Genomic DNA, 14,197 nt, shown 5'->3' with positions numbered 1-14,197 from the left:
CCCTCCCACATTTTGATTTTCATCGCCCTTTGATGTGAGCTGATCCGACCCTCCCCCACCGTCACGCAACCGTCACATGCATCTGCTGTGCTGGCGCTCACGACTGGACCATCCAAGGACCCGCACCATGTTCTGCGTGCTCAAACCCCATCGCTGGAAGCTCGCCCTGCTGCTGATCGCTGCCAACCTCGGGCTGATCCTGCACCTGGCCTGCGGCGAGCTCAAAAGCCTCAGTGAGTGGGTGTGGCTGGATATCGTCGGTGAAGGCGGTTCGGCGCTGCTCGCGTTGATATGGCTCGGCCTGGTACTGAAAAGCCGCCCCGCCGGGCGAGTCACCAACTACTTGGCACTGGGCCTGTCGTGCATATTTTTTTCCTGGTGGATCGACAGCCTCGACGAGTTCATTCGCCTGCCCGACAGCATCACTTGGGACCACTGGCTGGAGTCGGGGCCTATGCCGGTGGGCATGATCCTGCTGACGATCGGTATCTACCACTGGCACCGCGAACAACTGGCGATCAGTGCACAGATGGAAAAGCGTGAGCGCCTGTTCCGCGAGCATCGGCTGTTCGACAAACTCACGCCCCTGGCCGGTGCCGACTACCTCAAGCGCCAGCTCGAAAGCAGCCTGTACGACAGCCGCGACCAGCAGCAACCGCTGTCGCTGCTGGCCCTGGACCTGGACCACTTTGCCGCCATCAACCAGGCCTATGGGCATGCCGAGGGTGATGCGGTGCTGCAGGCGGTCAGCCATGTGCTGTTGCTCAACCTGCGCCGCCAGGACCTGCTGTGCCGCCTGGCCGGCGACCGCTTTGTGATGCTGCTGGCCAACACCGGCGAGCGCCAGGCCCAGGGGTTGGCGCTGGAGTTGCAGCAAGCGGTGCAGAGCCTGGCGCACAAAACCCGGCTGCAGGGCGAACGCCTGCAACTGGCGGCGACCACGGCGGTGGTAATGGCCCTGGACGAGCCGCCCCACGATCTGCTCAGGCGCCTGAACCTGGCGCTGGCGCGGGCCAAGCAACCCCTTGCGAAAAGCGCCTGAGATGGCCGTGAAAGCCAGCTGGTATGAAAGCGACAGCCGCTTCATTCCCGGCCATTACCAGCCCGCCACGTTGATCGACCTGGCCTTGTCCCGAGACATCGACAGCCATCGCCTGCTGCGCGGCACCGGGCTGTTCCACGAAGACATCCTCGCTGGAAACGCGCGCTTGAGCCCCCGGCAGTTCCTCGACGTGATCGGCAACAGCCGCAAACTGCTGGACGCCGATGACAGCAGTTTCCTGTTTGGCCAACGCTTGCTGCCCGGTCACTATGGCGCGGCCAGCCATGCACTGGGGCATGCGCAGAATCTGCACCAGGCGCTGGAGATCCTGATCCAGCAACAGGTGCTGCTCAGCCCGCTGGTCACGTTGAACCTGGAGCTGGATGAGCACCATGCCTACCTGTACTGGCGGGACAGTTGCGGCGCCGGCGAGCACTGGCGCTTTGTGCTGGAGGCGAGCATGACCTCGCTGGTGGCCATGAGCCAATGGCTCGGCGGCCAGCGCCTGCCGTGGGTGTGCGGTTTCAGCTACGCCGAGCCGCGCTATGTGGAGCAATACTGGGTGCACCTGGGCGAACACACGCGCTTCGAACGTCCGTTGGACATGATGTGCCTGCCGCGCGAGTACCTGACCCGCGCCTGGCCCGGTGCCTCGGCCACGGCAGGCCAGGTGGCGCGCCAGCACGCCCGCGAGCAGATCGACCAGTTGGGCTTTGCCGCCAGCTTTCTCGACTGCCTCCATGACTACCTGCGCGAGCACGTGCGCCAGCCGCCGAGCCTGGAACAGGCCGCACTGGCCTTCGCCATGAGCCCGGCGACCCTCAAGCGCAAGCTGCACAAGCACGACACCGGCTTTCAGCAACAGGTGGACCGGGTACGCAAGCACATGGCGTTGCACCTGTATCAGGTCAAAGGCTTGAGCAACGATGAAGTCGCCGCGTACCTGAACTTCAACGATGCGGCGAACTTTCGGCGCGCGTTCAAGCGCTGGACCGGCAGCACGCCCAGCCTGATCCGTCAGTTGTTCAGCAGCCGCTAGCCAGGCGTTCGCGCAGGAACTCGACCAACGCCTGCACCGGCCGCGAACTCTGCCGATGTTGGGGGTAAACCGCCGACAAGGTCAGGGCTTCGGGGGCGAACTCGTCCAGTACGCTGACCAGGCGGCCGTCCTTCAACGCGTCGCCGACGATAAAGGTCGGCAGGTAGGTCACGCCCAGGCCGGCAATCGCGGTGTCACGCAGCAGATCGCCGTTATTGACGCGCATGCGCCCGCTCACGTTCAGCGCTTGCAGCTTGCCCTTGAAGCGCCATTGCACGTGGCGGCCGTGGCCGTAGGGCAGGCAATCGTGGGCGGCGAGGTCATCGGGCTTTTGCGGTGTGCCGCGCAGGGCCAGGTAGTCGGGGCTGGCGCAGTAGACCCGTGGGATGCTGGCGATGCGACGGGCGATCAAGGTGGAATCTTCCAGGGTGCCGATGCGCAGCACCAGGTCGTAGCCTTCACCTATCAGGTCCACCGGGCGGTCGCTGAGGTCGACTTCCACCGCCACCTCGGGATAGCGCTGCAAGAACAGCGGCAACAGGCAACCCAAATGCGCCATGGCAAACGACAACGGCGCGCTGAGGCGAATGGTGCCGCGCGGTTCGCTGTTCTGACCGGCGATGCCCTGCTCCACTTGCTCCACATCACTGAGCAGGCGCAAGGCGGATTCGTAGTAACTCTGGCCCAGAGGCGTGACATCCAGGCGACGCGTGGAGCGGTTGAGCAGGCGCACGCCGAGACGATCTTCGAGCTGGATCAGGCGGCGGCTGACAAACTGCTTGGACAGGCCCAGTTGCTCGGCGGCGGCGGTGAAACTGCCGGATTCCATGACCTGGCAGAACAGGCGCATGTCTTCGAAAGGGTTCATTGTCGCTTCTCGGTGGACGATGGGCTGTTTTATAACCGGTTGGTCGCAGCACCACAAATCAAAATGTGAACACAGGCAAATGTGGGAGGGGGCTTGCTCCCGATAGCGGTGGGTCAGCAACAGATAAGCTGACTGATACACCGCTATCGGGAGCAAGCCCCCTCCCACAGGGGATTATCTACACCTTTTACTTGGCGGTGAACGCCGAGTAGCTGTTCATCAGGTTGCGGTAGTTGGGGATGCGCGGCGACAGCAGGTTGGCCAGGCCTTCCATGTCGTTGCGCCAGTCAACCTGCAGCTCGCAGGCCACGGCGAACCAGTTCACCAGTTGCGCACCGGCCGCAGTCATGCGCGCCCAGGCGGCCTGTTGCACGGTTTCGTTGAAGGTGCCGGAGGCGTCGGTGACCACGAATACCTCAAAGCCTTCATCGAGGGCACACAGGGTCGGGAACGCGACGCACACATCGGTCACCACGCCGGCAATGATGATCTGCTTGCGGCCGGTCGCCTTGACAGCCTTGACGAACTCTTCGTTGTCCCAGGCGTTGATCTGGCCAGGGCGGGCGATGTACGGCGCGTCCGGGAACAGCGCCTTGAGTTCCGGTACCAACGGGCCGTTGGGGCCGCTTTCGAAGCTGGTGGTCAGGATGGTCGGCAGGTTGAAGAACTTCGCCACGTCGGCCAGGGCCAGTACGTTGTTCTTGAATTCGTTGGGGGAGAAATCCTGCACCAGCGAAATCAGGCCGGTCTGGTGATCGACCAGCAGTACGACAGCATCATCTTTGTTCAAGCGCGAATAAGTCATGCGGGTAACTCCTTTGGGTAGTGACAATCAGAAGGCAAAGCACGAACAGCCAAACGCCCCCCAGAAACCCTGGAAGTCGCTGACCGGCACGCTGGAAAGACGGGCTTTTTCATGGCTGTGGGAATGCACGCCACACGGGCCGCTGCACTGGTGAACTTGGGCCTGCAGCGGTGAGCTGGGGCGCCAGTGCCCCGGCACCTTGACCACCGGCGACCAGTCCGGCAGTACCGGAACGCGTGGCGGTGCGTAATCTTCGAAATCACCGGCGCCGTAGACGACCTTGCCGCCGACCACGGTCAGTACCGATTCGATCCACTTGATGGCTTCTTCATCGACACTGAAAAAGTCCGCCGACAACGCCGCCACGTCTGCCAGTTGGCCGACCTTGATCTGGCCTTTCTTGCCCTGCTCGGACGAAAACCAGGCGCTGCCGTGGGTAAACAGTTCCAACGCGGTGAGGCGCGGCAAGCCCTCGGCATGCAGCTCCAGGCCACCGACGGTGCGGCCGCTGACCATCCAGTACAGCGAGGTCCACGGGTTGTAGCTCGACACCCGCGTGGCATCGGTGCCCGCGCCTACCGGTACGCCTTCGGCGAGCATGCGCTTGATCGGCGGCGTGGCTTCGGCGGCCTTGGCACCGTAACGCTCGACGAAGTATTCGCCTTGGAATGCCATGCGGTCCTGGATCGCAATGCCGCCGCCCAGGGCGCGCACGCGCTCGATGTTTTTCGGGGTGATGGTTTCGGCGTGGTCGAAGAACCACGGCAGGCCATTGAACGGTATGTCGCGGTTGACCTTTTCGAACACGTCGAGCATGCGCGAGATCGACTCGTCGTACGTGGCGTGCAGGCGGAACGGCCAGCGCTGTTCCACCAGATGGCGTACCACCGGTTCCAGCTCCTGTTCCATGGTCAGCGGCAGGTCCGGGCGCGGTTCGAGGAAGTCTTCGAAGTCGGCGGCCGAAAACACCAGCATCTCGCCGGCGCCGTTGTGGCGCAGGTAGTCATCGCCCTGGTGCAGGGTGACGCTGCCGGTCCAGTGCTTGAAGTCGCTGAGCTCTTCCTTGGGCTTCTGGGTGAACAGGTTGTAGGCGATGCGCACCGTCAACTGCTGGTCCTTGGCCAGTTGCTCGATCACCGCGTAGTCGTCGGGATAGTTCTGGAAACCGCCGCCGGCATCGATGGCGCTGGTCAGGCCCAGGCGATTGAGTTCACGCATGAACTGGCGGGTGGAGTTGACTTGATATTCCAACGGCAGTTTCGGGCCTTTGGCCAGCGTGGAATACAGGATCATCGCGTTGGGCCGCGCCACCAGCATGCCGGTGGGGTTGCCGTTACTGTCGCGCACGATCTCGCCGCCCGGTGGGTTCGGCGTGTCCTTGGTGTAACCGGCCACGCGCAACGCGGCCCGGTTGAGCAAGGCGCGGTCGTACAGGTGCAGCACGAACACCGGCGTGTCCGGCGCAGCCTGGTTGAGCTCCTCCAGGGTCGGCATGCGTTTTTCGGCAAACTGGAATTCGTTCCAGCCGCCCACCACGCGCACCCACTGCGGCGTGGGGGTGCGGTCGGCCTGATCCTTGAGCATGCGCAAGGCATCGGCCAGGGACGGCACGCCTTCCCAACGCAACTCGAGGTTGTAGTTCAGCCCGCCACGGATCAGGTGCAGGTGCGAGTCGTTGAGGCCGGGAATCACGGTGCGGCCCTTGAGGTCGATGACCTGGGTGCCGCTACCGCGCAGGGCCATGGCTTCACCGTCAGTGCCCACGGCGACGAAGCGTCCGTCACGGATGGCGACGGCGGTGGCGCGTGGGTTTTCCCGGTCCACGGTGTGGAACTGGCCATTGAACAGAATCAGGTCGGCGTTCATAGGGTTTCCTTTTCAGAGGCTTCAAGCCAGGGAGCAAACAGGCGGGTGGCGGCTGGCATCAGCAGGTAAACCACCAGCAGCACAATGGTCAGGGTGACCAGGAAGGTGGAGACCACGTAGTTGGACAGAAACGGGTGCAACCGCAGGATCGGGCCCCAGATAAACGGCAGGAGCAGGGTTTGCGGCAGGATCACAAACAGGCTCACCACTGCTTGCTTCCAGCGCGGCGGCTTGGCGGCGCCGTCGGCCTGGGGGGCGAACCAGAATTCATTGGCGCCGCCGATTTCGGTCTGGTCGCCGTCGGCCAGCATTGGCGCCGCTTCATCGATCAGGGCCCGACGTTGTGGCGACTCGAGCCACAACTCCAGGGCGTCGGTTGAGCGGTAGCGCAGTACGCAGGTAAACAGCGCCATGCCGCCCTGCTGGCTGCGCACTACGTCGACGCCAAGGTGGCCGGGGCGTTCGCCGGCGATGCGCACGATGCGGCGCAGCCAGGCTTCGTACTCGGTTTCGCGGCCGGGCTTGACCCGGTGCTTGACGACCAGCGTGACGACTTCGTCGGGGCTGGTGTTGGGTGTTGGGTCCATGATTGGGTGTTTCCCCAGGGCATTGAGCGATGGGGGAAGTTTGCCGAGCTGGGACGGCGGGGAATTGGATGTATGTGCTGTTTGGCTTTTATGTGGGAGGGGGCTTAACCCCTCCCACATTTGATCTGGCAGTCAGTTCGCCGCCGCCATATGCTCCGCAATCCGCCCGCGCAACCACCGCTCGGCCGGGTCATTGTCATGCACCCCGCTCCACACCATCGACAACTCTGCCGCATCAATCGCGAACGGCGGGTCCTCGGCTCGCAGGCGGGTGCCTTCGGTCAAGGCGCAGGCCGCGTAATCCGGCACGGTCGCGATGATCTGCGTGCCTGCCAACAGCGCACGCAACCCGCTGAACTGCGGCACCGCCAGCACTACCCGGCGCGAACGTCCGATGCGTGCCAGGTCCAGGTCAATATTGCCGCTCAGGTCGCCCGAGAACGACACCATCGCATGGGGCCTGGCGCAATAATCGTCGAGGGTCAGTGGCGCCTCGCCATCATCGCCGCGCAGCACTTTGCAGGGAATGTCCCGCAGCTTCTTGCGCTTGGCATTGGCCGGCAGTTCCGTGGTGTAGCTCACCCCCACCGAGATTTCGCCGCTGGCCAGCAACGACGACATCAGCAGGAAGTTGGCCCGGCGCACCACCACGATGATGCCCGGCGCCTCTTCGCGCAGGCGACTGAGCAATGGCGGAAACAACCCGAACTCCGCATCGTCGGACAGGCCGATGCGAAACACCGCGCAGCTGGTGGAAGGGTCGAAATCCTTGGCGCGGCTGACGGCGCCTGAAATGGTGTCCATGGCCGGTTGCAGTTCCTTGAGTATCGCCAGCGCCCGTGGCGTGGGTTCCATGCCGCGACCGTTGCGCAGCAGCAACGGGTCGTCGAACAAGTCGCGCAGGCGGCCCAGTGCCGCACTCACCGCCGGCTGGCCCATAAAGAGTTTTTCGGCGACCCGGGTCAGGTTTTTTTCGAACATCAGCGCTTCGAAAATCACCAGCAGGTTCATGTCGACGCGGCGCAGGTCGTTGCGGTTCATGGCGGTATCCATACGGTGTGCAGAGGGTCAGGAAAGCATGCCCGGAACGCTCTGGATTGCATACCTGTGCTGTCTTTTCCACGCCCGTACCTGGCGAAATTAACAACGATTAACTCGTCAGCCAGGCGGTCCGGCAACAAGATGAGCGGCGTCTACACTGCATCCATTCACCGGGAACGCTCCCATCGACTGCGGATATTTGTCATGGCCCGACTCGAGCAATATGCCCCTCGTTTATCCGCCACCGGAGGCCTATGCCCCCGGCGCGAGCGTATCGCCAAGCAATTGATTCTCGCCAACCTCGGCGAAAGCCTGAGCATTGCCGAGCTGGCCCAGGCATGCGCCCTGTCGCGCAGCCATTTTTCCCGCGCATTCAAGTGCTCCACGGGCGTCTCGCCCCAGGAATGGATTCGCCAGCAACGCATCCTGCGCGCCAAGGAACTGATCACCGGCTCGTCCCTTAGCCTTACGCAAATCAGCCTGGAATGTGGCTTCTGCGACCAGGCGCACTTCTGTCATATGTTCACCCGCAGCGAAGGCGTGAACCCGATGACCTGGCGAAACCACCACTCGCGCCCCAAACCCGAGGTGATCGCCGCCTAGTGGTCTTGATGCACCTGGAATATGCTGACCCCTCCCTGACTCCTGAACCTGTGCAGCCATGAATGACTTGAGCGACCAGGCCGTGCACTTCGGCCCCTACCGCATCCATCCGCGTGAGCGCCTGGTGCTGGAGGCCGGTCGCCCGTTGCGCCTGGGACGGCGGGCGGTGGATATTCTGCTGATCCTGCTCGAGCACGCCGGCAATGTGGTGAGCAAGCAAGAGCTGATCGCACGGGTCTGGCCCAAAAGCGTGGTGGAAGACGGCAATCTGCGGGTGCACATGGCCGCGTTGCGCAAGGCCCTGGGCGACGGCCAGGCCGGGCAGCGCTATATCGTCACGGTCGCCCAGCGCGGCTACAGTTTTGTCGCGCCACTGAGCATCGAACCGATGACGCTACCCACCGACGGCGCACCCCAACGCCCAAGCCACAACCTGCCGCTGCGGCGCACGCGCATGCTCGGCCGCCAGGCGCTGATCGACGCGCTGGTGCAGCAATTGCCGCAGCAACGTTTCATCACCCTCACCGGTGCCGGCGGCATCGGCAAGACCACCGTCGCCCTGCGCGTGGCGGAGTTGCTGATCGGCCATTACCGCGACGGCATCCACCTGCTCGACCTGGCGCCGCTCAGTGCCGCCTCGATGATCCTGCCCAACCTCGCCGCCCTACTCGGCGTCCCGCCTGGCGAGCATGCGCCGCTGGCCGGCTTTGCCCGCAGCCTGCAGGCACGCCAGATGCTGCTGGTGATCGACAACTGCGAACACCTGCTCGACGACATCGCCCTGATCAGCGAAACCCTGCTGCGCCATGCGCCACACCTGCACATCCTCACCACCAGCCGCGAAGCCCTGCGCGCCGAAGGTGAATACGTGCAACGCCTCGAACCGCTGACTTGCCCGCCTGCCACCGGCAACCGCGCCCAGGCCCTGGGTTACCCGGCCATGCAGCTGCTGATCGAGCGCGCCATGTCCCATCAAGACAGCTTTGCCCTCAGCGACGCCGAACTGCCGCTGGCGATCGATATCTGCCAGCGCCTGGACGGCATTCCCCTGGCGATTGAGCTGGTGGCCGCGCAGATCGAGCGTTTTGGCTTAGCGGGGCTCTTGGTGCAGATGGAAGATAACTTCCGCCTGCTGACCCGCGGTCGGCGCAGCGCCCTGCCCCGCCAGCAAACCCTGCGGGCCACGCTCGACTGGAGCTTTGACCTGCTCACCGACTGCGAAAAAATCTGCCTGCGCCGGCTCGCGGTGTTTCGCGGCGGCTTCAGCCTGGTCAGCGCGGCGGCGGTGATCGCCGGGGAGCACATCGCCCCGGCCGAAGTGCTGGGCTCGATCACGCAACTGGTGGCCAAGTCGTTGCTGAACGTGGACGCCAGCGAGGACGAGATGGTCTATCGCCTGCTCGATATCACCCGCACCTATGCCCTGGAAAAGCTCAGCCTCGCCGGCGAGCTGCAAGCCACCCGCGAGCGCCACGCGGCACGCTGCCTGGCCCTGATGGAACAGGCCCAGGGCGATTGGGAATTGATTGCTACACAGCCCTGGATCGATCGCTATGCTCCACTGCGTGAAGACGTGCGCGCCGCCCTCGACTGGGGCTTTGCCGACACTGCCGGGCACTTGCTGGCGATTCGCCTGACGGTCAGTGCGATGCCCCTGTGGCAGGAACTGTCGCTGCTGCGCGAGCACGCCGGCTATGTGGACAAGGCACTGGCCCTGATCGGTCAGGTCGAAGCGCCCTGCACGCAATTGGCCCTGCAGCTGCAATTGGCCCTGGGCAGCCTCTCCTACCACGCCGTGGGCGCCGCGCCCCAGACCATCGCCGCGTTTGTCGGGGCCGCACGCCTGGCTGAAGAGCGCCAGGATCTGGCCGGCCAGTTGCGTGCGGTTTCCGGGCACATGGCGGCGAACCTGTGCGCCGGGCGCTATGTTCAAGCGCTGGAACAGAGCAGGCAGTTCGATCGCCTCGACCCGCGCACCGAGCCGCTGCTGGACCTGAGCACCCAACGCTTGCGCGCCCTGGCCCAGCATTACACCGGCCATCAGGCGCTGGCCCGACAGCAGGCCGAGCAGGTGCTGCAGCGCATGAGCCACAGCGCCCACGTGAACCGCTTCGCCCATGGCGTCGGCGTGCAATACGACCAGAGCGTCGCGTCCCTGACCGTGCTGGCGCGAATCCTCTGGTTGCAGGGCTTTCCCGAGCGCGCCTGGCGCACCGCCAGCCAGGCATTGGAACTGGCGCTGCAGATCAACCACGGTACGTCGATCTGCTACACCCTGGCCCTGGCCGGTGTGGTGATCGCCCGCTACAACGGTGCTGAAGACGATGCGCAAACCCTGCAAAGTCTGCTGCTGGAGCAGTCCCACACGCATTCGGTGCAACTGTTCCAGACCTGGGCCGGGCATTACGCCGGCATCCTGTGCAACGGGGATTTACAGGGCCTGGGGCTGATCGAGGACACCCTGGTCACCTTCGGCATGCGCCACGTCGATGAGCCAGGTCTCGAGCGGGCGCGCAGTGGCGCGGCGGGTTGGTGTGCCCCGGAAATCCTGCGGGTCTATGCCGGGCAGGTAGCGCAGCAAGGTGATACCCAGGGCGCGCAAACGCTGCTGCTCGAAGCCCTCGACCTGGCACGTCAGCAAGGCGCCCTGGCCTGGGAGCTGCGGTGTGCGGGCTCCCTGGCGCAACTTTGGCAACAACAAGAACGCAAACAGGCAGGCATCGACTTGCTGAATCCCCTCTACGCCCGATTTACCGAAGGCTTCGCCACCCAGGATCTACTGCGCGTACGCCGCCTGCTCGACGAGTTGCAGGACAAACGGCCGGCCTGAAAACGCGCCCAGGCACTCCCCGTAGCCTTGTTGCAAGCGCGCTACCTGAAGCGGGTCACGCAGTTGCGCCAGGGCGTAGCTGCGCACGCAGTTGAGCAGGCGATAGCGCGTCGGGCCCAGGCCGGGCTCGACGCTCAGCAGCGACATATTCACCAGACGCGTCAGCAGGTGGGAAAGGTTGGCGTGTTCAAGCTCGGTGCCGCTCACCATTTCGTTCAAGGTGGGCAGGGTCACCGCCATCTTGAACAAGCCCAACTGCAGGAACAGCCAGCACTCCGGCAGGCTCAGGCGCGCATAGCTCCAGTCCAGCGCAGCAGCCAGCGAACGATGGCGTTCCACCGCGGTGCGACGCCCGCGGCTCAGCCCGTGCAAGCCCATGCACAATTGCTGCTGCACACCGCCGATGCCGAGTGCGTCGACCTGGGCGGCGGCCAGTTCAAGGGCCAACGGGATGCCGTCCAGCCGCCGGCAAATCTCACGCAACGGCGCCAGCTCCTGAGGCCGCAACACAAACCCCTGCTGGCTGGCGCGTACCCGTGTGACGAACAGTTGCACCGCAGGACAGGCCATGGCCTGCTCGACACTGACCAACGCCGACAGTGACGGCACGCTCAGCGGGGGCACGCGCACCACCCATTCACCAGGCGCCAGCAAGGCTTCGCGACTGCTGATCAGCACGCTGACCTGCGGTGCCCTTTCGCCCAATGTACGCACCAGCGTGCGACAGGCACCGAGCAGCAGGTCGGCCCCATCGAGTACCAGCAACAACTGGCGCGAGGCTAACTGTCGGGCCAGCTCGTCGAGGCTGTCGGCGGGGTTCAGCTGTAATACCGTGGCCAGATGGCCGAGCAGTTCGCCCGGGGTTTGCAGGCCGGTCACGTCGACCCACCACACCCCGTCGCGATAGCGGGGCACCACGCGTTCGGCGAGGGCCAGGGCCAGCGTACTTTTGCCGATGCCGGCCACCCCGGTAAGGGTCAACAGGCGCTGCCCGGCGATGCGCCGCACCAGCACAGCCACCAGCTCATCGCGACCGAGCACCGGGCTGAGCCGTGCCACCAGGTTGTGCTGTGCCGGCACCGTCGGCAGTGTGCCTTGCACGGGCGCGGCGAAGCAGTAGCCACGCTGCGGGTGGTTGAGGATGACACGCTGCCCGTCGAGGGCGCGACGCAACGCGACAATGTGCACGCGCAGGTTATTGTCTTCGACGACGCTATTGGGCCAGACCCGCTCGATCAACGTCGCCTTGCTGATAAATTGCCCCGGTGCTTCCAGCAACACCGCGAGAATATCCAGCGCGCGCCCGCCCAGCGGCACCGGCCAACCGGCCTTGCTGACCAGGCGCTGGTGCCGATGAAAGGTGTAGGGGCCGAAGCTCACCGCCGCAGAATCATTCATGTCCGTAACCGCGCTGAAACACCCGTGCTTGAGTGCCTGCGCATCCTTTTCCGTGGGCTCGGGCTTATCTTGCCAGCTAGGGATGACAGGACAATCCCGGCACAGGGAGCGATACGGACAATCGGGTGCCTCAGACGGACATTGTGTCGTTAACTGAACTGTTGTCGGTATTGGGTAGGGTTCAGGCCGAGCTTTTCACTGAACAAAAAGCGCATATGCCGCACGCTGCCGAAGCCGGCGTGGAAGGCCACGGTCTTGAGCGGCAAATCGGTGGTTTCCAGCAACTGCCGTGCCCGGTCGATGCGCGCGCCTTGCAGGAACGCCATGGGCGTCATCTGCACTTCCTTGGCGAACAGCCGCGCAAAGTGGCGCGCACTCATGCCGGCCAGCTCGGCCATGGACTCGATGGTAAAGGGTTGGTCCAGATGCGCCAGCACATGGTGCTGCACGCGGGTGATCGCGGTTTCCTGGGGCGCCACGGCGGCGGTCATCGGGCTGAACTGGGCCTGGCCACCCTGACGCTTCATCACCACCAGCAACACCTTGGCCACATCTACCGCCACTTGCTTGCCATGGTCCTGGGCGACAATCGACAGGGCCAGGTCGATACCGGCAGTGACGCCGCCCGAGGTGATCAGGCGCCGGTCCTGCAGGTAGATGCGATCGGTCTCGACCATGGCGTAGGGGAACGCCTTGATCAGGCGCTCGGTGTAGTGCCAATGAGTGGTCACGCGGTGCCCGTCAAGCAAGCCGGCATGCCCGAGCACAAAGGCGCCGGTGCAGATCGAACCGAAACGCCGGGCCCGTGGCGCCACCGCCTTCAGCCAGGGCAGCAGCGCGGGGTGGCATTCGTTATAGGCACCCGGGCCGCCCGGAACCAGCAGCAGGTCGTAGTTCGCCTGGGCCTGCTCCAGCAGCAGGTCGGTCTGGACCATCACGCCATTGGAGGCACGCAACGGCCCGGGTTCGGTACCGATGGTGAGGATGCGGTAGTGGTCGGCCGCCGGCAGGTAGCGGTTGGCAATCGAAAACACTTCGAGCGGCCCGGCCATGTCGAGCAGCAGGAAGTCCGGGAACAGCGCCATGGCCACGGTTTTCATAGGTGGGAATGTCCATCAAGTAGAAAGGCGACGAGCATTATGGCATGACTTTACTGTCAACTCAGAGATGACAGTTATTCAATTTTCATCTTCTTAATGAATTTACGGTTAACCATTAACCTTCTTCTCAACGCAAGCGCCCTGCATTTCGCAGCCCGCGCTCACTTGAGGACTGGACCATGCTGACCCTTCGCAAAGCTTCCGAACGCGGTGCCGCCAATCACGGTTGGTTGAAGTCATTCCACACCTTCTCCTTCGCCAACTATTGGAACCCCAAGGAGCAAGGTTTTTCCGACCTGCTGGTGATCAACGATGACCGCGTCGCCGCCGGCAAAGGCTTCGGCCAACACCCGCACCGCGACATGGAAATCTTCTCGTATGTGCTCGAAGGCGCCCTGGAACACAAGGACACTTTGGGCACCGGCTCGGTGATCCGTCCCGGTGATGTGCAGCTGATGAGTGCCGGCAGCGGCGTGGCCCACAGCGAATTCAACCACAGCCAGCGCCAGGGCGTGCACTTCCTGCAAATCTGGATCGTGCCCAACGAAGCCGGCGCCAAGCCGCGCTATCAGCAGGAGCACTTCAGTGAAGCGCAAAAACGCGGGCGCCTGCAGTTGATCATCTCGCCGGATGGCGCCGACGGTTCGTTGAACGTACGCCAGGATGCGCGGGTGTACGCCGGGTTGTTCGATGGCGATGAAAGCGCGCAACTGGACCTGGCGCCGGATCGCTACGCCTACATCCATGTGGCACGCGGCAGCGTCGAGCTCAATGGCCAGCGCTTGCAGGAAGGCGACGGTGTGCGGGTACGGGACGAGCGCGAGATTCGCCTGAGCCACGGCGAAGACGCCGAGGTGCTGGTGTTCGACCTGCGCCCCAACGAACTGCCGCAGATGCCATGACCATTGTTGGCATCGATAGTCACCATCAGCGCAATGAAGTTCTCTTAAAAACTGCGACGCGTAACATCAAACCCATGCCAAACGGCACCCAACCAAGACACTCGGAGCACACACTC

12 protein-coding genes are annotated in these 14,197 nt (G+C 64.0%); 5 read left to right on the top strand and 7 right to left on the bottom strand.

Translation table 11 applies throughout. The annotated features are described in order from the left end of the window. Positions 1-127: 127 nt before the first annotated feature. Both C4J90_RS11860 and C4J90_RS11855 read left to right on the top strand, forming a co-directional pair. The gene (locus C4J90_RS11860; protein ID WP_124419849.1) at positions 128-1,042 is read left to right on the top strand and encodes a GGDEF domain-containing protein; all 915 of its coding nucleotides are present in this window, start codon (positions 128-130) and stop codon (positions 1,040-1,042) included. A 1-nt stretch (position 1,043) separates the two neighbouring features. Continuing rightward, positions 1,044-2,081 carry an AraC family transcriptional regulator gene (locus C4J90_RS11855; RefSeq protein WP_124419848.1) on the top strand — a complete coding sequence of 346 codons (1,038 nt, stop codon included), beginning with the start codon at positions 1,044-1,046 and terminating at the stop codon, positions 2,079-2,081. On the opposite strand, the gene C4J90_RS11850 is transcribed toward C4J90_RS11855, so the two are convergent. From C4J90_RS11850 to C4J90_RS11830, 5 genes are all read right to left on the bottom strand, one after another. Next, on the bottom strand, positions 2,068-2,949 hold the full coding sequence (locus tag C4J90_RS11850; protein WP_124362568.1) for a LysR family transcriptional regulator: 882 nt from the start codon (positions 2,947-2,949) through the stop codon (positions 2,068-2,070). The genes C4J90_RS11855 and C4J90_RS11850 overlap by 14 nt on opposite strands. A gap of 187 nt (positions 2,950-3,136) precedes the next feature. Next, on the bottom strand, positions 3,137-3,754 hold the full coding sequence (gene ycaC, locus C4J90_RS11845) for an isochorismate family cysteine hydrolase YcaC (RefSeq protein ID WP_057722054.1): 618 nt from the start codon (positions 3,752-3,754) through the stop codon (positions 3,137-3,139). 27 nt (positions 3,755-3,781) lie between these two features. Beyond that, positions 3,782-5,620: an amidohydrolase gene (locus C4J90_RS11840; protein WP_124419847.1), complete on the bottom strand. Its 1,839-nt coding sequence runs from the start codon at positions 5,618-5,620 to the stop codon at positions 3,782-3,784. After that, complete coding sequence (locus tag C4J90_RS11835; RefSeq protein WP_124414519.1) at positions 5,617-6,207, bottom strand: antibiotic biosynthesis monooxygenase; 591 nt, start codon at positions 6,205-6,207, stop codon at positions 5,617-5,619. The genes C4J90_RS11840 and C4J90_RS11835 overlap by 4 nt, the downstream gene beginning before the upstream one ends. Positions 6,208-6,339: 132 nt before the next feature. Continuing rightward, complete coding sequence (locus tag C4J90_RS11830; RefSeq protein ID WP_124362565.1) at positions 6,340-7,248, bottom strand: LysR family transcriptional regulator; 909 nt, start codon at positions 7,246-7,248, stop codon at positions 6,340-6,342. Positions 7,249-7,452: 204 nt separating this feature from the next. Here C4J90_RS11830 and C4J90_RS11825 point away from each other — a divergent pair, with 204 nt between their 5' ends. Both C4J90_RS11825 and C4J90_RS11820 read left to right on the top strand, forming a co-directional pair. After that, positions 7,453-7,851 (top strand): helix-turn-helix domain-containing protein, encoded by a 399-nt coding sequence (locus tag C4J90_RS11825; RefSeq protein WP_124362564.1) that lies wholly within the window; start codon positions 7,453-7,455, stop codon positions 7,849-7,851. 58 nt (positions 7,852-7,909) lie between these two features. After that, complete coding sequence (locus C4J90_RS11820; protein ID WP_124419846.1) at positions 7,910-10,681, top strand: winged helix-turn-helix domain-containing protein; 2,772 nt, start codon at positions 7,910-7,912, stop codon at positions 10,679-10,681. Here C4J90_RS11820 and C4J90_RS11815 read toward each other — a convergent pair. Both C4J90_RS11815 and C4J90_RS11810 read right to left on the bottom strand, forming a co-directional pair. Then, on the bottom strand, positions 10,628-12,079 hold the full coding sequence (locus tag C4J90_RS11815; RefSeq protein WP_124419845.1) for a winged helix-turn-helix domain-containing protein: 1,452 nt from the start codon (positions 12,077-12,079) through the stop codon (positions 10,628-10,630). The two genes, C4J90_RS11820 and C4J90_RS11815, sit on opposite strands and share 54 nt — an antisense overlap. A 149-nt stretch (positions 12,080-12,228) precedes the next feature. Then, positions 12,229-13,179, bottom strand: coding sequence for a GlxA family transcriptional regulator (locus C4J90_RS11810; RefSeq protein WP_124414516.1), 951 nt, complete (start codon positions 13,177-13,179; stop codon positions 12,229-12,231). A gap of 179 nt (positions 13,180-13,358) precedes the next feature. Between C4J90_RS11810 and C4J90_RS11805 the strand changes: the two genes are divergently transcribed. After that, positions 13,359-14,081: a pirin family protein gene (locus tag C4J90_RS11805; protein WP_124366789.1), complete on the top strand. Its 723-nt coding sequence runs from the start codon at positions 13,359-13,361 to the stop codon at positions 14,079-14,081. Positions 14,082-14,197 lie beyond the last annotated feature (116 nt).

Origin of the sequence: Pseudomonas sp. R2-60-08W (assembly GCF_003852335.1) — a bacterium.
GTDB lineage: Bacteria > Pseudomonadota > Gammaproteobacteria > Pseudomonadales > Pseudomonadaceae > Aquipseudomonas.
This window is presented reverse-complemented; position numbering and strand designations above follow the sequence as displayed.

What these genes read in the sequence shown, in the direction of transcription:
- C4J90_RS11850 (WP_124362568.1), bottom strand. Translation starts at nt 2,949, where the DNA reads ATGAACCCTTTCGAAGACATGCGCCTGTTCTGCCAGGTCATGGAATCC.
- C4J90_RS11860 (WP_124419849.1), top strand. Translation starts at nt 128, where the DNA reads ATGTTCTGCGTGCTCAAACCCCATCGCTGGAAGCTCGCCCTGCTGCTG.
- C4J90_RS11840 (WP_124419847.1), bottom strand. Translation starts at nt 5,620, where the DNA reads ATGAACGCCGACCTGATTCTGTTCAATGGCCAGTTCCACACCGTGGAC.
- C4J90_RS11830 (WP_124362565.1), bottom strand. Translation starts at nt 7,248, where the DNA reads ATGAACCGCAACGACCTGCGCCGCGTCGACATGAACCTGCTGGTGATT.
- C4J90_RS11805 (WP_124366789.1), top strand. Translation starts at nt 13,359, where the DNA reads ATGCTGACCCTTCGCAAAGCTTCCGAACGCGGTGCCGCCAATCACGGT.
- ycaC (WP_057722054.1), bottom strand. Translation starts at nt 3,754, where the DNA reads ATGACTTATTCGCGCTTGAACAAAGATGATGCTGTCGTACTGCTGGTC.
- C4J90_RS11820 (WP_124419846.1), top strand. Translation starts at nt 7,910, where the DNA reads ATGAATGACTTGAGCGACCAGGCCGTGCACTTCGGCCCCTACCGCATC.
- C4J90_RS11825 (WP_124362564.1), top strand. Translation starts at nt 7,453, where the DNA reads ATGGCCCGACTCGAGCAATATGCCCCTCGTTTATCCGCCACCGGAGGC.
- C4J90_RS11815 (WP_124419845.1), bottom strand. Translation starts at nt 12,079, where the DNA reads ATGAATGATTCTGCGGCGGTGAGCTTCGGCCCCTACACCTTTCATCGG.
- C4J90_RS11855 (WP_124419848.1), top strand. Translation starts at nt 1,044, where the DNA reads ATGGCCGTGAAAGCCAGCTGGTATGAAAGCGACAGCCGCTTCATTCCC.
- C4J90_RS11835 (WP_124414519.1), bottom strand. Translation starts at nt 6,207, where the DNA reads ATGGACCCAACACCCAACACCAGCCCCGACGAAGTCGTCACGCTGGTC.
- C4J90_RS11810 (WP_124414516.1), bottom strand. Translation starts at nt 13,179, where the DNA reads ATGAAAACCGTGGCCATGGCGCTGTTCCCGGACTTCCTGCTGCTCGAC.